The organism is Nonomuraea ceibae (genome assembly GCF_019396325.1).
Lineage (GTDB): Bacteria > Actinomycetota > Actinomycetes > Streptosporangiales > Streptosporangiaceae > Nonomuraea > Nonomuraea ceibae.
Genome location: NZ_JAHKRO010000005.1, coordinates 132901 through 153568 on the forward strand (window position 1 = coordinate 132901; position 20668 = coordinate 153568).

Consider the following 20668-nt stretch of genomic DNA (forward strand, 5'->3'; position numbering starts at 1 on the left):
GCCGGGCCTCCGAAAATTTCGGAACAAGGGCGATAGTTTTCGCCGTCAGCGGGAAACGTAAGCGCCCGGCGGCGCGACGTCAACACCCCTCCGCCCGCCGCCGCCACGCCCGGCCGCCGTGATGCCGGTGTTGCCAGGGCGGGCGGGTCTGGGGGGCTTTTTGCCACTATGGTGGCGTGTCATGATGCGCGTCCTGGTCCCCTCCCGGCTGCGTGCCAAGGTGCGTGCCTGGCTCGACTCCCACTACGTCCCGATCGCCGACCACCGCCGGGACCTCCAGGACGCCCACCGCGAGACCCGCGCCCTGCGCGACGAACTGGCCGCCCTCCGGGCCGAGGTGAAACGCCTCAAGGAGACGCCCCCGCCGCCCGCCCCCGACACCTGCCGCCTGGCCCACGAGACCGCCCAGGCGCTCGACGGACTCCTGCAGAACGAGGTCCTCCTCTGGCAGGCAGTCGACGAACTCCGCTCGGCGGGCCCCGGCGCCGTGCCTGACCGCGGAACGGAGGCACGCCCGTGCGCGTGAACTGGACCGGCGGACGGCTCACCTTCCGCCTCGACCCCGAGGACGAGATCACCGGCCGGGCCGCCGACGAGCACCCGGTCAAGCTCGCCACCAACACCTGCACGATCGCCGGCGTGCCGGACGACGCCCACCCCGACCTGTTCGCCGTCGCCGCCTGGACCGTCGTCGCCCCCTGGACCCGCCGCCGGATCACCTTCGACCGCGCCGTCTCCGCCGACGTCGCCGCCGCGCTGCACGACGGCTGGGGCGTCGACGCCGGCCCCGTCGCCGCCGAGCCACGCCGTACCGGACGCGCCCTCGCCATCTCCTACAGCGGCGGCGCCGACTCCGTGGCCGCCGCCGCCATCTACCCCGACGCGCCGTTCGTCCACTTCCGCCGCGTCCCGCACCCCCGCGTGCCGAACCGCTGGCCGCACTACCGCTCCGACGTGCTCGCCAAACTCGCCGCGCGGACCGGGCGCGACCTCACCACCGTCTCCTCCGACCTGGAGTTCACGCTCGCCGAACCCCGGCCCGGCTACCCCGAGCACCACGCCGTCGCCGCCGGCGCCCTGCTCCTCGCCGACCGCCTCGACCTCGGCGGGCTCGCCTTCGGCTACGAACTCGGCTCACGCTGGCTCGGCGGCGACCGCTACCTGCTGCGCTACACGCCCGACAACCCCATGTGGGCCCCGCACGGCGCGTGGGGCCGCCTCTTCGCCGCCGCCGGCGTGCACATCGTCCTCCCCGTGGGCGGCGTGAGCGAGGCCGTCACCATGCGCCTGGCCCTGAACTCCGACCTCAAGGACTACGTCCGCTGGTGCCTCATCGGCACCGACGGGCCCTGCCGCAACTGCGCCAAGTGCCTGTACAAGGAGATCATCCAGGCCGCCGTCGAACGCCGCCCCCTCGACACCCCCATCCCGCCGACCAGCGGCAAAGCCAAGAAGTGGCTCCAGCCGCCGCCCTACGGCGGCCAGGAGATGATCGCGTACGGCCTCGCCCGCATCCCCGGCATCGAGCACACCATGTTCGCCAAGGCCCTGGACCACTTCGAGGCCACCGAGGAGTCCACCCGCTGGCTCGACCACTGCTACCCCCCGTCCCTGGACGAGATCCCACCCCCCTGGCGCGACCAGGCGGCCGCCTTCCTGACCACCCACGTCGGCCTCATGACCGACCCGGAACGCCACCGAGTGGAATCATGGGGCTCCTGACCCCAGCCACCCCACACCACCGGCCGCCCCACCACCCCGAACGCCCCGGCGAACGGGCCGGCCGGTGCCCAACCCCACGGGGGACTTGGCGACGACCCGCCGCCGGCTTCCGCGTGTGCCGTGGCCACCGGCTGCCGCCGCGCCCCGCTCCCTCGCGGGACGTGGCCACGGGCTGCCGGCGCGCTCGCGGCGGGGACGGCCCGCGACCGGCAGGCCGGCCCCGCGACGCCGCGCCCTTCAGGGCCGCCGTCGTACGGGACGAGAGGTGCGCCCCCACGCGGCGCTGCCCTCTCGCACGTACGCAGCGAACGGGCCGGCCGGTGCCCAACCTTACGGGGGACTCGGCGACGGGCCGCCGCCCCTTCCGCGTGGTCTGCGGCCTCCTACTGCCGGCGCGCTCGCGGCGGGGACGGCCCGCGTCCGGGGCAGGCTGGCCCGGGGGGCCGCGTGCCTCTCTGGTGCCGTTGTCGCCTCGGATGCGCCCGCGCTCGTGGGGGCCGGTTTGCGGTGGTGCGGTCTGGTGTGGGGTGGGTGTGTTGGGGGCCGGGGTGCGATGCTAGGCCGGCTGGGGCTGTGGGCGGGTTCGGGAGTGGAGAGGAAAGCAAGGCGTGAAGGTATATCTGTCCGTTGACATGGAGGGCGTGACCGGGTTGACGGACCCGGAGGAGATGCACGCCGGGCAGCGCGGCTACGAGCGCGGGTGCGAGCTGATGACCGCCGACGCCAATGCGGCGATCGACGGGGCGTTCGCGGCCGGGGCGGAGAGCGTGCTGGTCAACGACGCGCACGGGTCGACGAAGAACCTGCGGATCGATCTGCTGGACCCGAGGGCGAGCCTGATCCGGGGCCCGGGGAAGTCGCAGCGGATGGCGCAGGGCTTGGACGGCTCGTTCGCGGCGGCCTGTTTCGTGGGCTACCACGCGCGGGCGGGCGTGGCGGACGGGGTGCTCAACCATACGTGGATGGGCAAGGAGATCCAGAACGTGTACCTCAACGGCGAGGTGTGCGGCGAGACGCGGGTGGTGGCGGCGTGCGCCGGTTACCACGGGGTGCCGGTGGTGGTGGTGACCGGTGACGAGGCCGTGGGTGAGGAGGCGCGGGAGCTGCTGGGCGATGTGGAGACGGTGGCGGTCAAGAAGGGGATCGGGAAGTTCTCGGCCGAGTTGCTGCCGCCGAGCGTCGCGCAGCAGCGGATTCGTGAGGCGACGGTCAGGGCGCTCAACCGGTTGAGCGACTTCACGCCTTACACCTTGGAGGCTCCGTACACGCTGGGGGTGGAGTGGAACTCCACGGCCATCGCGGCGGCTGTGGCGCTGGTTCCCGGGGTGAAGACGGTGGGGCCTCGCCACACGGAGTTCACGACGGACGACTACACCCAGATCATGGCGCTGTTCGGCATCTTCGCCACCATCGGCGGTCAGGTGGCGTGCGGCAGTGGCCCGTACGGCTGATCGAGGGACCGGGGACGGCGGCGAGGTGTGATGGACGGCGCGGCGCTGACCAGGCGCGGGCTGCTGGTCGGAATCGGTGCGGCGGGCGGCGCCGGGGCCATGTACGCGGCGATGGGCGCGCTGGGGCTGGCGCCGGCGGAGCAGGACAAGGCGTTCACGCCGCCCAGGAAGAGTGATTTCTCCCTTCAGGGCCGGGCGGCGGCGAAGGTGGTGATCCTGGGCGCGGGTGTGGCGGGGCTGGTGGCGGCGTACGAGCTGGGGAAGGCCGGCTACGACTGCACGCTGCTGGAGGCCAGGCCCAAGGCGGGCGGGCGGAGCCTGACGCTGAGGGGCGGCGACCGGCTGACCGAGCTGAACGGGCCGGCGCAGGCGGTGCGGTTCGGCGAGGGGAGCTACTTCAACGCCGGTCCGGCGCGGATCGCGCCGTGGATGGTCACGATGGACTACTGCCGCGAGCTGGGCGTCCCGATCGAGACGTTCGTCAACCGCAGCGCGCAGACGTACGTGCACACGAACGGCCAGACGGTGCGGTCCGGGACTGCCCGTGCCGACATGTACGGATACATCGCCGAGCTGCTCGCCAAGGCCACCCATGTCGGCGCGCTCGACAGGAAGGTGTCGAAGGGTGACCAGGAGGTGCTGCTGGACTTCCTGCGCCGGTTCGGGGACCTGGGGCCGCGGCTGGAGTATGAGGGGTCCGGCAGGCGCGGTTTCGTGAAATATCCGGCGCTGGACGGCGGCACCCCGCTCGCCCCGCCCGGCACCCTGCACCAGGTCCTCGCCGCCGGCACCGGCCGCGCGATCACCAACGACTTCGGGTACGACCAGGCCACCCCCATGTTCCAGCCCGTCGGCGGCATGGACGCGATCGTGGACCGGCTCGTCGCGGCCGTAGGCGCCGACCGGATCACCACCGGCGCCCGCGTCACCCGCATCACCGACCTGCCCGACGGCGTCGAGGTCGCCTGGGCCGGCGGCAGCGTCAAGGCCGACTACTGCGTCGCCACCCTCCCGCCGCACCTGCTGGCCAAGATCCCCCACAACCTGGGCGAACCCGTCACCGCCGCGCTCCGGCGACCCGTCCCCGTGGCCGCCGGCAAGATCGGCCTGGAGTACGCGAGCCGCTGGTGGGAGCTGGAGGACCGGATCTACGGCGGCGTCACCGAGACCGACCTGGACATCACCCACATCTGGTACCCGTCGCACGACTACCACGCCGAGCGCGGCATCGTGGTCGGCTACTACAACACCGACGCCCACGCCGAGCTCTACGGCGCGCTCACGCCGGAGGACCGCAGGCGCCGCGCGCTCACCCAGGGCAAGAAGATCCACGGCGAGAAGTACCGCACCGGCGTGCTGTCCAGCGTCTCCATCGCCTGGGAACGCCAGGAGCACATCCAGGGCGGCTGGGTGCGCTGGCCCAACTTTGATTCGTCCTTCACTCTTCTGCAACGCCCCAGCGGAAGGGTGTACTTCGCGGGTGACTGGCTCACCCGGCTGACCGCCTGGCAGGCGGGGGCCATGGAGTCCGCCCGCGGCGCCGTCACGCAACTGCACCAACGGGTGCTGCGGTCGCCGTGACGTCGCATGCCGCTCCCGGGACCGGCGTAAGGTCCTGGGAGAGCGACCGAGGAGTTGGGGATGACGTTGCACTGGGTGCCCGCCGCCGACCGGCCCGACCTGCTGGCCGAGCCGGTGGCGCGGGCCGTGGGAGAGCTCGACGGCGTACGGGTGGCCGAGATCGACCCGGAGCTGGCCGACACGGCGGCGTTCTGCGAACGCTACGGCGTGACGCTGGAGGAGTCGGCCAACTGCGTGGTGGTCGCCGCCAAGCGCGGCGGTGAGATCCGCTACGCGGCGTGCATGGTGCTCGCGACGATGCGGGTGGACGTGAACGGCGTGGTGCGCAAGCACCTCGACGCGCGCAAGGCGAGCTTCGCCCCGATGGCGGAGGCGGTCGAGCTCACCGGCATGGAGTACGGCGGCATCACCCCGCTCGGCCTGCCCGACGGCTGGCCGGTGCTGGTGGACGTCAACGTGGCCGAGCACCCTCAGGTGGTCATCGGCGCCGGGGTGCGGCGGGCCAAGCTCGCCGTCGCCGGGGCCACCCTGGCGGGGCTCAAGCAGGCGGAAGTGCTTCCTCTGGCCGGCTGATCGGTCACCGTAGCCAATTCGAGACCGTTGATTGGGAAACCGATGAGGCCCTTCTGGACGTTGTACGAGTGGGAATGTGGCCTCGTGGTTCATCTCGTGGGCGGGGATTAAGCCGGTATGGTGCTTCATGCCATGAACGATGACCGACTCGGCCCTTACCGGCTGCTCAGGCGGCTCGGCGAGGGCGGAATGGGCGTGGTCCACCTCGCCACCGACCCTCAGGGGCGGCAGGTGGCGGTCAAGGTCCTGCGCTCCGAGGTCGCCGGTGACGAGGTCGCCAGGCGACGGCTCGCGCGCGAGGTCGAGACGATGCGCCGGGTGCGCAGCTCCTACATCGCCGAGGTGCTCGACGCCGACGTGACCGGTCACCGGCCGTACATCGTGACGCGTTACGTGCCCGGCCGCGCGCTCGACGAGATCGTCAAGAACGACGGGCCGCTCGACCTGCCCGCGCTGCTCAAGGTCGGCTACGGGGTGGCCGCGGCGCTGGCCGCCGTGCACTCGGTGGGCGTCATCCACCGCGACCTCAAGCCGGGCAACGTGCTCATCCTCGACGGTGAGCCGGTGCTGATCGACTTCGGCATCGCGCAGGCGGTCGACGCGACCCGGCTGACCCAGACGGGCATGTTCATCGGCACGCCGGGCTACCTGGCGCCGGAGATCATCGAGGGCCAGGAGGCCGGGCCCGAGGTCGACATCCACGCCTGGGCCGGCACCCTGCTCTACGCCGGCACCGGCCAGCCGCCCTTCGGCAAGGGCACGCTGGAGATGGTCTTCTACAACATCACCGCCGGCAAGGCCGACGTCAGCGCCGCCCCGAAGGCGATCCAGCCGCTGCTCAAGGCCGCCTTCCAGCGCAATCCGGCCAAGCGGCCCAAGGCGGCCGAGCTGGCCGAGCAGACCGCGCGCATGCTGCCCAGGCCGCCGGGCGGCGCGCCCGACCAGATCTCCACCGTGCCGCGCCCCGACGGGCCGCCGCGCACGGGCGAGCACCTGCCGCCGCCCTACACCGACCGCCCCGGCCCGCCCTACGGCACCGGCCCGCAGGGCGTTCCGGTCACGGGCGCGCAGGAACCGCCCGCGCGTCCCCCGTACGGGACGGGCCCCCAGGACGCACCGGCAGGACACCCCCACGGCAGCGGCCCCCAGGGCGCGCCGGTGGCGCGGCCGTACGGGAGCGACGTGGCAGCGCACGGGCAGGACCGGCAGCCGTGGGAGGCCGCCACGCCGCCCGTGACGCCGCGCCAGGTCGTCGACGGACGCCCGCCGCACGCCCCGCCGCAGACCGCCGACCAGCAGTACGTGTCGCTGCTCCCCGGCCAGGGCGACCCGTGGCCGACCCGCCGGGTGAGCCCGGAGGAGCTGCGCCAGATGCAGCGCGAGGCGGGCCGGCAGAGCCTGCCGTGGAACCAGGCGCCCGCCGTCCACCCGCCGGAGGGCGAGGTGCCGACGCGGCGGGTGCGCCCGGAGGCGCCCGACTACGGCCGCGGCGCCCCGGTGCCACCGCCGCCCTACATCCCGGCGCAGGCGCAGTTCCCGCCCGAGCCGCAGACGCGGCGCGAGCCGTTCATCCCGGGTGCGCTCCCGGGCCAGCCGCTCAAGCAGTCGGCCGCCTACGCGGTGGCCGGCGCGATGCTGCTCATCATCATGATCGTGCTGGCCGCGCTGGCCCCGGTGCTGGTGGCGGTGGTGGCGGTGCCGGTCGCGGTGCTGCTGCGGGCCGCCGACCTGGCCCAGCCGTCGCTGACCGTGCGCCGCCCGAGCAGCGCGGCGGCCCTCGACGTGGTCAGGGTGTTCGGGCTGCCGCAGGCGCTGGCCAAGTCGGCGGGCATCACGCTGGCGCTCGTTCTTTACGCTCTCATTCTGGGGTTGCCCGTTACGCTCCTGCTCACCGTGGTAGTCAAGATGGACCCGTCGAACGCGCTGGCCTGGGGGGCGGCGGTGGCGCTGTGGACCGTCTGCGCCGGCCCGGGGGTGGAGGGCCCCGGAAGGCAGATGCGCAGGACGCTCTCATCGCTCGTACCCTCGAGGACAGCGGCGATGGTGATGGCGGGAGTCCTGGCGGCAGGGGCCGCCCTCTCCCTCATCCTCGCCTACGGCACGTACGGGGACGACGCGAGGGAGGCCGTATGGAGTCCGGTCGACGTCGGCTCGGCGACGGATCTGCTGGAGAAGCTGAACGGGGGCGACGACGGATGACGCGGGGACGGTTGCGATGAGCACGGGCGGCGACACCCAGACGCCGGAGCGGCTCGGCCCCTACCGTCTGGTCAGGCGAATCGGCGAGGGCGGCATGGGGGTTGTCCACCTCGGTGTCGACGGCGACGGCCGCGAGGTCGCGGTCAAGGTCCTGCATCCGCACGTGGCCGCCGACCTCAAGGCGCGTGACCGGCTGACCCGCGAGGTCGAGACGATGCGCCGGGTGCGCAGCCCGTACGTGGCGGAGGTGCTCGACGCCGAGCTCGTGGGCGGCCAGCCGTACGTGGTGACCCGGTTCGCCCCCGGCCGCACGCTGGAGGAGACCGTGCTGGCCGACGGCGCGCTGGAGGCGCGTCAGATCATCAAGCTCGCGCAGGGCCTGTGCCAGGCGCTGGTGGCCATCCACGCGGCCGACGTGATCCACCGTGACTTCAAGCCGTCCAACGTCATGCTGGTGGGCGAGGAGCCGCTGGTCATCGACTTCGGCATCGCCCACCTGGTCAACGCCACGCGGCTGACCCAGACGGGCATGTTCGTCGGCACGCCGGGCTATCTGGCGCCGGAGATCATCCGCGACTCCGACATCACGCAGAAGGCGGACGTGCACTCGCTGGCCTCGACGGTGTTCTTCGCCGCGGTGGGCGGCCCGCCGTTCGGCACGGGCACGTTCGAGGCGGTCTGCTTCAACATCATGGAGGGCCGGGCCCAGCTCGACAAGGCGCCCGTGTGGCTGCGCGGCTGGCTGAGCCGGGCGCTCCAGGTGGAGCCGGAGGACCGGCCCGACGCCCGCGAGCTGCTCAAGATGGCCAAGGCGCTGGACCCGTCGGTGACGACGTTCCACGAGACGCCGCCGGAGGCGCCGAGCCGCACCAGGCGGCTGCTCAACCGCACGCGGGTGATGGAGTCGTTCGCCGACGTGCTGCCGCCGGTCGACTACGACCGCCGCCCGCCGGCGCGCGAGGAGAGGCCGCCGCCCTACGTCCCCGCGCCGATCTCGGCGCGGCCCCCGGCGGCGCCGAGGCCGGACCAGCGGGTCGCGGGCTATCCGGCGCCGCCGCCGACCAGGCCCTCGGCGCAGCCGCAGGCCAGGCCCTACACGCCGCCGCCGCAGCCGAGGCCGGCCGAGCGCAAGCGCTATCTGGTGGGCAGCCAGTTCGTCGGGCTGCTGCTGATGGTGTCGCTCGTCGCGCTGGCCGTGATGATGCCGGTCGTGGTGAGCATGGTCGCGATCGTGCTGGCGCTGGTGTTCCGGATGGGCGAATACCTGTTCGGCGACATGGTCAAGCGCCGCCAGGTGCGCGGCAGCAGCGCGGCCGATCCGCTGCTGGTGCTCGTCGGCACGCCGTGGGCGCTGGTCAAGGCCGCGCTGGTGAGCGTGGCGCAGGTGCCGCTGTCGATCCTGTTCGGCGTGTGCGTGTGGGGGGTGCTGCGCTGGGGCGGCGGGATGGGCGTGAACGAGGCCGCCGCCTACGCCGCCGGGGCGTTCACCGCCGGGCTGTTCCTGCTGCCGGGCGGCGGGGCGCCGCGCAAGGCGGTCACCCGCACGCTGACGGCGACCTTGCGCTCGCCGGGCGCGGCGCTGGTCGCGACCGTGGCCGTGGGCACGCTGGCGCTGTTCGCGGTGATGTTCGCGCTGGGCCAGGATCCGTCGTGGGAGCCGTGGCGCGCACCCGAGACGGTGATCAACGAGCTGACCGAACGCGCCCAGGACAGCGCGGTGGGCCTCATCACCGGGTTGATCGGCGACCTGCTGAAGAATCTGGGGCTCGGCTTCCTGTCACCCTGGTCGTGAGTGTCTCCGGAGCCGCCCGGGGGGAAAGTAGGGGGTATGAGCGAGTACCTCGGCCCCTACCAGTTGCTTTCGCGGCTGGGCTCGGGCGGGTTCGGCGAAGTGCATCTGGCGCTCGATCCCGACGGCCGGACCGTCGCGGTCAAGGTGCTGCACCCGCACGTGGTGACCGACGGGGGCGCGCTGGCGCGGCTGGCCCGTGAGGTCGAGACCATGCGCCGGGTGGGCGGGCCGCACGTGGCGGAGGTGCTCGACGCCTCGCTGGACGTCTCGCGCCCCTACCTGGTCACCCGCTACGTGCAGGGCAGGCCGCTGAGCGCGGTGCCGGTGCCGGTGGCGGAGCTGCGGTCGCTGGCCACCGGGCTGGCCGACGCGCTGCTGGCCATGCACGAGGCCGGCGTGGTGCACCGCGATCTCAAGCCGGCCAACGTGATGATGGCCGACGGGGTGCCCGTGGTGATCGACTTCGGCATCGCGAGCGCGCTCGACTCCCTGTCGGTCACGGCGTCGGGCGCGGTGGTCGGCACGCCCGGCTACTTAGCCCCCGAGGTCCTGGAGGGCGGCCAGGCGGGGCCGGAGGCGGACGTGTTCTCCTTCGGCGCGACGCTGGCCTACGCCGCCACGGGGCGGCAGCCGTACGGTCAGGGGCCCGCCTCGGCGGTCGCCTACCGGGTGGTCCATCACGAGCCCGATCTGGAGGGCGCGCCGGGGTGGCTGGAGCCGCTGCTGCGTGACTGCCTCGCCGTCGATCCGGCGGCGCGGCCGACGGCGGCGCGCATCTGCGAGCGGCTGGGGGTGGAGGCGCCGGCGAAGCCGCGCTTCTCGCGGCGGCGCGCGGCGGGTGATGTGCATCACCTGTCCACCCGTGAGATGCGGCTGCCCCGCAAGGAGCCGGCGGAGGTCGCCAGGGCCCGGCACCGCGAGCGGGTGCGCAGGCGCTGGCTGATCGGCTCGGGGGTGTTCGTGTCGCTGCTGGCCGCCGCGGCGCGCGAGCCGCTGCCGGAGGTGGCGCTGTTCCTGCTGTCGGCGTTCACGCTGGTGGTGGTCATCGACGCGGGGTTCGGGCTCTATTCGCGCGGGCCGTTCAGGAAGGGCCGGATCGTGGCGGACTTCGCGGGGATCGCGGGGGCGCTGGGGCTCTCGGTGGCGTTGAGCGCGATCTTCACCACGCCGGTGCTGGCGCTGTTCGCGGGCACGGCCCTGGTGGTGGGGGTCGTGTTCCTGCTCTCCGCGTGACCGAATAAAGTTCGGTATGGTGAGAGTCGCTGGCGTTTGCACGCAAGCTACTGATGGGTAACATGACCGCTGGAGCCCCGATGTCACAACGCCACGGGGCACCTGGCAGTCTGGACAGCATGCATCCGGCGCCGCCGCAACGACGCGGTGGCGCACGCGAACACGGGAGGTCGGCCACCGGCCATGAACATCGTCGTCTGCGTGAAGCAGGTCCCCGACACGGCGACCGAGCGCAAGCTGCGGTCCGATGACAAGACGCTCGACCGTGACGCGGTCGACGGCGTGGTGAACGAGCTTGACGAGTATGCCGTCGAGGAGGCTCTGAAGCTCAAGGAAGCACACGGCGGCGAGGTGACGGTCCTGACCATGGGGCCGGGCAAGGCCACCGAGACCATCCGCAAGGCCCTCGCGATGGGTGCCGACAAGGCGGTCCACCTGACCGACGACGCGCTGCACGGCTCCGACGCGCTGTCGACCTCCTACGCGATGGCGCAGGCGCTGAAGAAGATCGGGTTCGACCTGGTCATCCTCGGCTCCGAGTCCACCGACGCGCGCACCGGCGTGCTGCCCGCGATGCTGGCCGAGCGCCTCGGCACGCCGCAGCTCACGCTGGCCAACAAGGTCGACGTCGACGGCTCCTCGATCAGCGTCCAGCGGCTGACCGACTACGGCTACGACAAGGTCGAGGCCACGCTGCCCGCCGTCGTGTCCGTGGTCGAGAAGATCAACGAGCCGCGCTACCCGTCCTTCAAGGGCATCATGGCGGCCAAGAAGAAGCCGGTCGAGACGCTGACCGTGGCCGACGCCGAGATCGACGCCGCCCAGGTGGGCCTCGGCGCCGCCTGGTCGCAGGTCGTCGACTTCGCCGCCGCCCCGCCGCGCGCGGCCGGCACCATCGTCAAGGACGAGGGCGACGGCGGCGCGAAGGTCGCCGACTTCCTGGCGTCCAAGAAGTTCATCTGAGAACGGGGGGTTTACTGATATGTCGGAGATTCTCGTTCTCGTCGAGCAGGTCGACGGCGAGGTCAAGAAGGTCACGCTGGAGCTGCTGACCCTCGCCCGCTCGCTCGGCTCGCCGTCCGCCGTCTGGGCCGGCCCCGGCGCCACCGCCGAGGCCAAGGCCAAGCTCGCCGAATACGGCGCGGACAAGATCTACGTGGCCGGCTCCGAGGAGATCGTCGGCTACGTGGTCGCGCCCAAGGCCGAGCTGCTCGCCCAGCTCGTCTCCGCCCAGTCGCCAGCCGCCGTCCTGGTCGCCGCCACGGCCGAGGGCAAGGAGATCGCGGGCCGGCTGGCCGTCAAGACCGACTCGGGCGTCATCACCGACGCCGTCGGCCTCGGCGAGGGCTTCGTGGCCGAGCAGTCGATCTTCGGCGGCGGCGTGAACGTCCAGGCGAAGGTGGCCAAGGGCACCCCGATCGTCGCCGTGCGCCCCAACTCGACGGCCCCCGTGGCCGCCGCCGGGGCCGGTGCCGAGGAGGAGGTGTCGGTCGCGCTGACCGACTCCGCCAAGGCCGCCCGCATCGTCGAGCGCGTCAAGCAGGAGAAGGGCGCCCGCCCCGAGCTCACCGAGGCCGCGATCGTGGTCTCCGGCGGCCGCGGCGTCGGCTCGGCGGAGAACTTCTCCGTCATCGAGGGCCTGGCCGACTCGCTCGGCGCGGCCGTCGGCGCCTCCCGCGCCGCGACCGACGCCGGCTGGTACCCCCACCAGTTCCAGGTGGGCCAGACCGGCAAGACCGTGTCCCCGCAGCTCTACATCGCCGCGGGCATCTCGGGCGCCATCCAGCACCGGGCCGGCATGCAGACCGCGAAGACCATCGTCGCGATCAACAAGGACCCGGAAGCGCCGATCTTCGAGCTGGCCGACTACGGCATCGTGGGCGACCTGCACCAGATCGTCCCGCAGCTCACCGAAGAGGTGAACAAGCGCAAGTGACCGGACCCGGCGGGCTCCCCACCTGGGGGCCCGCCGGTTCGCTCACAGGTGCTCTCTCAACCGCCGCGCCAGGTCGGCCGCCTGCTCCCGGGCCCACGGGATGAGGCCGTTCTCCGACATGAGCGCGTAAAACTGCTGCTGCTCGTACGGGGTGCCCGGAGGCAGCGGCGCGATGTGCCAGTGCAGGTGGGAGTTGCCCTGCTGGCTGCCGAGCGTCAGCAGGTAGGTGCGCTCCGACGGCACGACGGCCTCCACGGCCAGCGCCACCTTCCTGACCACGCGCATCAGGGCCAGGTAGGCGTCCTCGTCCAGGTCGCGCACCGCGTGTTCGAGATGGGCCTTGGGGCTCACCAGCACGTAGCCGGGCACCGTCGGGTAGCGGCTCAGGAACGCCAGGTGGTGCTCGTCCTCGTAGACGATCTCCTCCGCGTCGTAGGCCGGGTCGCCGGCGACGATGGCGCAGATGAAGCACGGCGAGGACCGGACGCGCGCCACGTAGGCGTCGACGTCGAAGCGGACGTTTCTCTCCATGATCACATTAAAGCCAACGACCGTACGAAGCCGGCGGTCGTGTCAGAGCCAGCCGAGGTCCCGGGCCCGGCGGACGGCGGCGTGCCGGTTCTCCACGGCCAGCTTGGTCACCGCCGAGGACAGGTAGTTGCGCACCGTGCCCTCCGACAGGCTCAGCTGGCGGGCGATCCGCGACACCGGCGCGCCCCCGGAGGCGGCGCGGAGCGTGTCGAGCTCGCGGGGCGTCAGCGGGCACTCCTGGCTCGACAGCGCGTCGGCGGCCAGCTCGGGGTCGATGTAGCGGCCACCGTCGTGCACCTGCCTGATCACCTTGGCCAGCGTGGTGGCCGGGTTGTCCTTGCCGACGAAGCCGCGCACGCCCGCCGCCATCGCCCGGCGCAGGTAACCAGGGCGGCCGTGGCCGGTGACGATGACGATGCGGCAGCCGGGCACCTGCGCGCCGATCAGCTCGGCCGCGGCCAGGCCGTCGAGGCCGGGCATGTCGATGTCGAGCATGGCCACGTCGGGACGCAGCTCGACGGCCAGGCGCACGGCCTCGTCGCCGCGGCCGGTCTCGGCGACCACCTCGATGCCGGGCTCGGTGCCCAGCAGTGCCACGAACGCGCCCCGTACCAGGTGGTGGTCCTCGGCGAGGAGCAGCTTGATCACAGCGGCACCGACGCGGTGATGCGGAAGCGGCCGCCGCCGCACTCGGCCTCCAGCGCGCCGCCGGCGGCCTTCATGCGCTCGGCCAGGCCGGTCAGCCCGTTGCCCCGGCTGAAGCGGCCGGTGCTCGGGCCGCCGTCGTTGACGATCTCCAGGTGCACGCTGCCCTCCTCGGTGTGGACGGTCACCTCGCACCAGGTGGCGGTGCTGTGGCGCAGGACGTTGGTGACGGCCTCGCGCGCCACCCAGCCGAGGGGCGCGTGCACGTGGCCGGGCAGTTCGGCGGGCAGCTCGGGCTTGTCGCAGCGGATGCCGGCCGCGCCGAGCACGGCGGCGACGCCGTCGAGCTCGGTCGCCAGCGACGTGGCCCGGTAGCCGCGCACCAGCTCGCGCACGTCGTGCACGGAGGTGCGGGCGATCCGCTGGATCTCGGCCAGCTCCGCGCCGGCCCGCTCCGGGCTGGTCGTGACCAGCCGCTCGCCGAGCTCGGCGCGGAGCGCGATCGCGTGCAGGGTGTGGCCGAGGGTGTCGTGCAGGTCGCGGGAGAAGCGCAGCCGCTCCTCGTCCACGGCCCGCCGCGCCAGCTCGGCCCGCGCCTCGCGCAGGTCGTCGATCAGGCGGCAGAGCCAGGCCACCCCGTACGTCATCGGCGCGATCGTCGGCATGGCCAGCAGCCCGTACAGCAGGGCGACCGGCAGCGGCATCCCGATGAGGAGGATGAGCACCGGCGTGACGGCGATCGCGGCGAGCGTGACGGTCCAGGTCACGGCGGGCCGGACGAACACCACGGACGCCACCGAGATGAACGCCATCGGCAGCCCGATCCAGCCGGCCCCGGCGAACAGCGGCACCCCGTAGGCGATCACCGCGATCGCGGCCACGTCGAGGCGGTGCCGCCACGTCAGCCGGCCCAGGAAGGCCGCCCACAGCACCCGCGCGTAGCTGACCGTGAGGAGCGTCACCAGCAGGATCGCCAGCGTGAGCGGCCACCACCGGCCCGCGGTGCCGGTGGAGAAGGCGACGACCGCCGACGCCAGGGAGAACACCATGGGAGCGGCGAACAGGGCCACCGCCACGCCGGCGATGACCCTGGTGCTGACGACGGGCGCGCTCACACGTCGCATTATGACGGTCATGCGCGGCGCGGATCCCACCGGAAGTAGCGGCGGGTGGACCAGAGGCCGACGCCGATCCACAGCAGGCCGATCCCGATCGCGACGGCCGACACCTGGAACGACTCCAGGAAGCCCACGGCGGGGGCGGCGTCGGCGGCGAAGTCGCGGCCCAGGATCGCGGTGCGCATCATCGCCACGATGGGCGACAGCGGCAGCATCTCGGCGACCCGCTGACCCCACTCGGGCAGCACGCTCACCGGGAACATGAGCCCGGCGCCGAACATGCTCACGAACAGCACGGGCAGCGCCACGAGCTGGGCCACCTCGTAGTTGGGGATCAGCCCGGCCGTGCCGATCGCCAGCGCGGCGAACACGGCGGCGCCCAGCAGGAACGCGAGCAGCAGCAGCGGGATGTTGCTCGGCATCGGCGCGCCGGCCACGCCCATGGCGAACACCAGGATGATCACCGCCTGGACCGCCCCGAGGATGGTCGCGTGCACGATGTCACCGGCGAAGATCGCGCTGGTGGGCAGCGCGCTGCCGCGCAGCCGCTTGTAGACGCGCTCCTCGCGCCGCACCACCACGGCGGTGGCGATCGTCATGTACGAGAACGGCAGCACCACCGCGATCGCGCTCACCGCCGCGAACACCCCGGCCGGCACGCCGTTCACCATCTCGGCCCCCTGCGGGCCGCCCGTGTAGACGAACGCCAGGAACAGCGGCAGCAGCAGGACCGTGAACGCCATGCCGCGCTGCCTCAGCAGGACCGTCTGGTTGAGCCGCGCCTGCGCCCACACCATCGACAACCAGTTCACGCCGCCACCCTCTCCGCCGCTGCCACCTCAAGGAAGATCTCTTCGAGCGTCGGCCTGCGGACCTCCAGGCCGTCCAGCTCCCTGCCGTGCTGGTGCGCCCAGCTCAGCAGCACCCGCAGGTCCTCCTGCGGCTGGTGGGTCTCCACCGTGTACGCATCGCCGCTCAGCGTCACCGAGCGCCCGGCCGTGCCCGGCACGTACGGCAGGTCGCCGGGCAGGACGCCGGGCAGCCGGAACGTGACACGGGTGCCGCGCCCGCCGACCACGTCGGCCAGCGACCCCTCGGTGACGATCCGGCCGCCGTGCATGATGGCCAGGCGCTGCGCGAGCTGCTCGGCCTCGTCCAGGTAGTGGGTCGTGAGCAGGACGGTGGTGCCCTCGGCGACCATGTCGCGGATCAGCTCCCACACGTTGCGCCGCGCCTCGGGGTCCAGCCCGGTCGTGGGCTCGTCGAGGAAGAGCAGCTCGGGCCGGCCGAGCACGGCCAGCGCCAGGTCCAGGCGCCGCTTCTCGCCGCCGGAGAGCTGGGAGACGCGCACGCCCGCCCGGTGGGGGAGCCCGACCCGCTCCAGCACCTCGCCCCTGGGCAGGGCGTTCGGGGTCCAGCGGCGCCAGGCGTCGACGGTCTCGGCGACCGTGAGGTCCTTGTAGAAGCCCGCCTCCTGGAGCACGATGCCCATCCGGTGGCGCACCTCGGCGCGCTCGCCGATCGGGTCGTGGCCGAGCACGCGCACCTGGCCGCTCGTCGGCGGCGCGTAGCCGGCCAGCACGTCGAGCGTGGTCGTCTTGCCCGCGCCGTTGGTGCCGAGCAGCGCGTACAGCTCGCCGCGGCCGACCTCGAAGCCGATTCCCCTGACCGCTTCGAAGTCGCCGTACTTCTGGTGCAGGTCCCGCACCTCGATCGCTGTCGTGTTCACGGACCTCACTCTGCCGGGCGGAGGGGCCCGCCCGGCAGTGTGCGTTCTCAGCGATCTCCCGGGAGGATCGCGGGGTCAGACGGTGACATTTGTCATGCGGCCGCCGCGTGCTCGGTCCTGGTGGGCAGCGGGGTGATCTCGGCGCTCTCCCGGCGGGGCAGGAACCGGGCGGCGCCCGCGATCAGCAGGCCCAGCACGACGGCCAGGCCGAGCGCCGTGCGCAGCGAGGTGGCGTCCGACAGGAAGCCGATCACCACCGGGCCCAGCAGCAGGCCCGCGTAGCCCATCGCCCCGGCCTGGGCGATCGCCGGGCCCGGGTTGGGGGTGGCGGTGCCGGCCAGCGAGAGCGTCAGCGGCGAGATCGTCGCCACGCCGAGGCCGACGAAGAACACCGCGCCGAGCGCCACCACGGCGGCGGGCGCGGCCAGCACGACGGCGAAGAACCCGGCCGTGGCCAGCCCGGAGACGGTCAGCATGCCGCGCACGCCGAAGCGGGAGCGCAGCCGGTCACCGGTGAGCCGGGCGATCAGCATGCCCAGCTCGAAGATCGGGTAGCCGAGCGCGGCCACGGCCTCCGGGGCGCCCATCGTGTCGCGCATGTACAGGCCGTTCCAGTCGGCGACCGTGCCCTCGACCATGAACGCGAAGAACATCAGCGCGCCGAGCAGGTAGACGACCGGCGGCATGCGGCGGCGGGCCGCCGTGGCGCCCTCGGCGACGGGGGCCTCGGGCAGGTAGGTCCGGCCGACGGCGATCATCACGGGCAGCGCGAGCAGGCCGACCAGCGCCACGTTGGCGGTGAACGACAGGCCCAGCGCGATCGACAGGCTGCCGACGCCGCCCGCCGCGATCGCGCCGACGCACCAGCCGGCGTGCATGCCGTTCATCAGCGGCCGGCCGTAGGCGCGCTCGACCGTGGAGCCCTGGGCGTTCATGGCGATGTCGACCATGCCGAACGCCATGCCGAACACCGTCACCGCGCCGAGCAGCACCGGCAGGTCGGGCGCGAACGCCACCCCCACCAGGCTGAGCGCGGTCAGCGGCCCGCCCACGCGCAACACCGTCCGGCTGCCGGCGCGGGCCATGACGCGGCGCATCGACTGCATGGTCACCAGCGCGCCCAGCCCCCACACGAGCAGGATGGTGCCGACCATGGATTCCGACAGATGGAGCTTGTCGGTCAGCGCGGGGATGCGCACGGTCATCGTGCCCACCATCAGACCGGCCAGGACGAAGGTGAGGACCGCCCCGTACCGGGCCATCCTCAGGTCGCGCGTCATAAGGCACCTCACAAAAGCCCGGCTCGCGCGAGCCGGGCGGGAACGAACGGAAAAGGAGAAAAAGGGGGGAGGGAGAGGGGGGAAAGGTCAGAGCATGGACCGCAGGCGGGCCTCCAGGGCCCTCAGGTCGCTCTCGCTGTTGAGCTCCGGCTCGTGGCTGGCCACGTCCCAGAGCCCTTCACAGGCCAGGCGCACGATCTGCGAGGCGAGCGGGTCGGGCTCGTCGGCGAGCTCTTCGCGGTGCCATCGGGCCATCGCCTCACGCAGCGGGGCGAGCAGGAAGATGTTGCCCGACGCGCCGGTGACGACGGCCCATCGTCGCAGCCTGCCCTGACGGACGGCGGCCAGCGTGGCGCCGAGGTAGCGCTCGGTGTAGGTGGCGTCGTCCTGGGCGGCCAGGAGATCGTCGAACTCCTGGATCAGCCGCTCGACCATGCCCTTGATCAGGGCTTCCTTGGTCGCGAAATGGTAGAGGAGGCCGCCCTTGCTCACACCGGCGCGGTCGGCGACGGCGGACAGGGTCAGCGCGGCCGAGCCCTGGTCGCAGAGCAGATCCTCTGCGGCGTCCAGCAGCTCGTCCCTTCTCATGCCGTCTACTGTACCGTCCGGACGGTACAGTAGCAAACGAGATACCCTAGCCGGGTGAGCAGACCGTCGGCCTATCTTGATCACGCGGCGACCACGCCCATGCTTCCCGAGGCGATCGAGGCCATGACGGAGCAATTGGGCAGGGTCGGCAACGCCTCCTCCCTGCACGCCGCCGGCCGCGAGGTCCGCCGGGTCGTCGAGGAGTCACGTGAGACCATCGCCGACGCGCTCGGCGCCCGCCCCAGCGAGGTCGTGTTCACCTCCGGCGGCACCGAGGCCGACAACCTCGCCATCAAGGGCCTCTACTGGGCCCGCCGCCCCCGGCAGCGCCTGCTGATCAGCTCGGTCGAGCACCACGCCGCCCTCGACCCGGCCCAGTGGCTGGCCGACAGCCAGGCCGCCCAGGTCGAGCTGCTGCCGGTCGACGAGCACGGCCGCGTCCACCCCGACACGCTCCGCGCCGCCGTCGAGCGCGACCCCGACGACGTCGCCATGATCAGCGTCATGTGGGCCAACAACGAGGTCGGCACCGTCCAGCCGGTCCACGTCCTGGCCGCCATCGCCCGCGACCACGGCATCCCGTTCCACACCGACGCCGTCCAGGCCGTCGGCCAGCTCCCGGTGTCGTTCGCCGAGTCCGGCGCCGACGCGCTCACCCTCACCGGCCACAAGATCGGCGGCCCGATGGGCGTCGGCGCCCTGCTGCTGGCCAGGGGCCTCACCCCGGTCTCCGTCCAGCACGGCGGCGGCCAGGAGCGCGACGTGCGCTCCGGCACCCTCGACGCCCCCGCCATCGCCGGCCTCGCCGCCGCCGTGCGCACCGCCGTCAAGGAGCAGGCCGAGCAGCAGCGCCGCCTCACCGCCCTGCGCGACGACCTCATCGAGCGCGTACGGCGAGCCGTCCCCGACGTCGTGCTCAACGGCGACCCCGACGACCGGCTGCCCGGCAACGCGCACTTCTCCTTCCCCGGCTGCGAGGGCGACGCGCTGCTCATGCTGCTCGACGCCAGGGGCGTGGAGTGCTCGACCGGGTCGGCCTGCTCGGCCGGGGTGGCCCAGCCGTCACACGTGCTGCTGGCGATGGGCGCCGACGCGGCGGCGGCCCGCGGCTCGCTGCGCTTCACGCTCGGCCACACCTCGACCAAGACAGACGTCGACCGGCTGATCGAGGTGCTCCCGGCGGCCGTCGAACGCGCCCGCCGGGCCGGCCTCAGCTGATGAACGCCGCCACCGCGCTCCACGCGGGGTCGGTGGCGACGTCGACGCGGGCCTTGCCCTCGCCCCACGTCGCGGCCAGCTCCTCGACCTGACCGCGCACCTCGCCCGCCGGGTCGGCGTAGAGGTGGAAGATCCGGTGCCCCTCGGCGCTCAGGTGGGCGGCCAGCACCCACGCGCCCGGGACGCGCGACAGCCGCTCCTCGAAGTCGCGCAGCGCCTCGACGGAGTCACCGGCGGGCAGCTTGCCCGCGTCGCGGCCGGCGTAGGGCAGGGTGACGGCCAGGTGCTCGTCGTAGAGCGGGTAGTCGACCGGCCGCAGCGGGAAGCGGGCCGCCGCCGTCAGCGGCTTGCCCCCGGCCGTCCTGCCCTCCAGCGCCACCCACTGCTCCCCGTCGAACTCCGCGGCCAGGTCGGCCACCACGGCGGGCAGGTGGACGGCGGGCACCGCGTCGATCGGCTGGGACGTCACCGCGGTGATCTCGCCCACCCAGCGGGCCACGTCGTCCTCGCCGAGAACCGCGTCGAGCGCCAGCAGCGCCGCGTCGAGCCGGGCGTCGTCGTCCAGCTCGGAGAAGATCGGGTGGTAGGCCGACACGTCGACCCGGGGCGCGCCGCGCGGCACCCGCAGCCCGAGCACCAGCTTGCCCACCCCGAGCTCGTAACCGCCCGCCTCCAGCGTGAGCTCACCCGCCTGCGGGTTGGCCTGCCGCGACGGGTGGAACTCCCACACCAGGTCGGCAGGCGGCGCCGCCAGCGCCCAGCGGTGGGCCAGCGGCCGCAGCTCGGCGTCACCGGCGGCGGTCACGACCAGCGCGTGGACGGCGTTGCGGCCCGGCGCCACCTCGCAGACCAGGCCGGAGTGCAGCGCGCTGACGGCCGGGGCCAGCGTCTCGGCGAGTGAGGCGCGGTCGCCGGCGGCCACCTTCGCGTCGAGCCCGGGACGGGCGTCCTCCCACCACCGCCAGAATTCCGCGATGCGCTCGGCGGAGTCGTCCTCGCCGTTCTTGCGCCCGAACAGTCGCATGCCGTAGATACTCCCAGACGGCAGCCGCGGGTCGCACAGCAAGTACGC

General features: G+C 73.0%; 19 protein-coding genes. 11 read left to right on the forward strand and 8 right to left on the reverse strand.

All coding sequences use genetic code 11. The features are described 5' to 3' along the window. Positions 1-181: 181 nt before the first annotated feature. From KME80_RS05760 to KME80_RS05805, 10 genes are all read left to right on the forward strand, one after another. Complete coding sequence (locus tag KME80_RS05760; RefSeq protein ID WP_219501018.1) at positions 182-526, forward strand: hypothetical protein; 345 nt, start codon at positions 182-184, stop codon at positions 524-526. Further along, positions 517-1722 (forward strand): DUF6395 domain-containing protein, encoded by a 1206-nt coding sequence (locus tag KME80_RS52600; protein ID WP_219501019.1) that lies wholly within the window; start codon positions 517-519, stop codon positions 1720-1722. The genes KME80_RS05760 and KME80_RS52600 overlap by 10 nt, the downstream gene beginning before the upstream one ends. A 608-nt stretch (positions 1723-2330) precedes the next feature. Continuing rightward, a complete protein-coding gene (locus KME80_RS05770) occupies positions 2331-3173 on the forward strand; it encodes a M55 family metallopeptidase (RefSeq protein WP_219501020.1) in 843 nt (280 codons plus the stop codon). A gap of 30 nt (positions 3174-3203) precedes the next feature. Next, positions 3204-4754, forward strand: a complete 1551-nt coding sequence (locus KME80_RS05775) for a flavin monoamine oxidase family protein (protein ID WP_219501021.1) — start codon at positions 3204-3206, stop codon at positions 4752-4754. 60 nt (positions 4755-4814) lie between these two features. Beyond that, positions 4815-5327: a YbaK/EbsC family protein gene (locus KME80_RS05780; protein ID WP_372455342.1), complete on the forward strand. Its 513-nt coding sequence runs from the start codon at positions 4815-4817 to the stop codon at positions 5325-5327. A gap of 132 nt (positions 5328-5459) precedes the next feature. Then, entirely contained in the window at positions 5460-7526 is a 2067-nt protein-coding gene (locus tag KME80_RS05785) for a serine/threonine-protein kinase (protein ID WP_219501023.1), read from the forward strand. 16 nt (positions 7527-7542) lie between these two features. Next, on the forward strand, positions 7543-9318 hold the full coding sequence (locus KME80_RS05790; RefSeq protein ID WP_219501024.1) for a serine/threonine-protein kinase: 1776 nt from the start codon (positions 7543-7545) through the stop codon (positions 9316-9318). A gap of 36 nt (positions 9319-9354) precedes the next feature. Next, a complete protein-coding gene (locus tag KME80_RS05795) occupies positions 9355-10551 on the forward strand; it encodes a serine/threonine-protein kinase (protein ID WP_219501025.1) in 1197 nt (398 codons plus the stop codon). Positions 10552-10734: 183 nt separating this feature from the next. After that, positions 10735-11514 carry an electron transfer flavoprotein subunit beta/FixA family protein gene (locus tag KME80_RS05800; protein WP_219501026.1) on the forward strand — a complete coding sequence of 260 codons (780 nt, stop codon included), beginning with the start codon at positions 10735-10737 and terminating at the stop codon, positions 11512-11514. Between the two features lie 19 nt (positions 11515-11533). Further along, the gene (locus KME80_RS05805) at positions 11534-12487 is read left to right on the forward strand and encodes an electron transfer flavoprotein subunit alpha/FixB family protein (RefSeq protein WP_219501030.1); all 954 of its coding nucleotides are present in this window, start codon (positions 11534-11536) and stop codon (positions 12485-12487) included. Between the two features lie 42 nt (positions 12488-12529). Here KME80_RS05805 and KME80_RS05810 read toward each other — a convergent pair whose 3' ends face one another. The 7 genes from KME80_RS05810 to KME80_RS05840 form a co-directional block, all read right to left on the reverse strand. Next, positions 12530-13018 (reverse strand): HIT family protein, encoded by a 489-nt coding sequence (locus KME80_RS05810; RefSeq protein WP_219501033.1) that lies wholly within the window; start codon positions 13016-13018, stop codon positions 12530-12532. 42 nt (positions 13019-13060) lie between these two features. Beyond that, positions 13061-13666, reverse strand: a complete 606-nt coding sequence (locus KME80_RS05815; protein WP_219501035.1) for a response regulator transcription factor — start codon at positions 13664-13666, stop codon at positions 13061-13063. Further along, positions 13663-14778 (reverse strand): sensor histidine kinase, encoded by a 1116-nt coding sequence (locus KME80_RS52605; RefSeq protein WP_219501037.1) that lies wholly within the window; start codon positions 14776-14778, stop codon positions 13663-13665. The genes KME80_RS05815 and KME80_RS52605 overlap by 4 nt, the downstream gene beginning before the upstream one ends. A 17-nt stretch (positions 14779-14795) precedes the next feature. Next, positions 14796-15593 carry an ABC transporter permease gene (locus KME80_RS05825; RefSeq protein ID WP_219501040.1) on the reverse strand — a complete coding sequence of 266 codons (798 nt, stop codon included), beginning with the start codon at positions 15591-15593 and terminating at the stop codon, positions 14796-14798. Next, positions 15590-16510 (reverse strand): ABC transporter ATP-binding protein, encoded by a 921-nt coding sequence (locus KME80_RS05830; protein ID WP_308125623.1) that lies wholly within the window; start codon positions 16508-16510, stop codon positions 15590-15592. Before KME80_RS05830 ends, KME80_RS05825 begins: the two co-directional genes overlap by 4 nt. Positions 16511-16602: 92 nt before the next feature. Beyond that, on the reverse strand, positions 16603-17790 hold the full coding sequence (locus tag KME80_RS05835; protein ID WP_219501042.1) for an MFS transporter: 1188 nt from the start codon (positions 17788-17790) through the stop codon (positions 16603-16605). A gap of 87 nt (positions 17791-17877) precedes the next feature. Next, positions 17878-18378 carry a TetR/AcrR family transcriptional regulator gene (locus KME80_RS05840; protein ID WP_219501043.1) on the reverse strand — a complete coding sequence of 167 codons (501 nt, stop codon included), beginning with the start codon at positions 18376-18378 and terminating at the stop codon, positions 17878-17880. A gap of 54 nt (positions 18379-18432) precedes the next feature. Between KME80_RS05840 and KME80_RS05845 the strand changes: the two genes are divergently transcribed. After that, entirely contained in the window at positions 18433-19596 is a 1164-nt protein-coding gene (locus tag KME80_RS05845; RefSeq protein ID WP_308125624.1) for a cysteine desulfurase family protein, read from the forward strand. Here the strand turns inward: KME80_RS05845 and KME80_RS05850 are convergent. Further along, on the reverse strand, positions 19589-20620 hold the full coding sequence (locus tag KME80_RS05850) for a DUF695 domain-containing protein (RefSeq protein ID WP_219501044.1): 1032 nt from the start codon (positions 20618-20620) through the stop codon (positions 19589-19591). The two genes, KME80_RS05845 and KME80_RS05850, sit on opposite strands and share 8 nt — an antisense overlap. Positions 20621-20668: the final 48 nt, after the last annotated feature.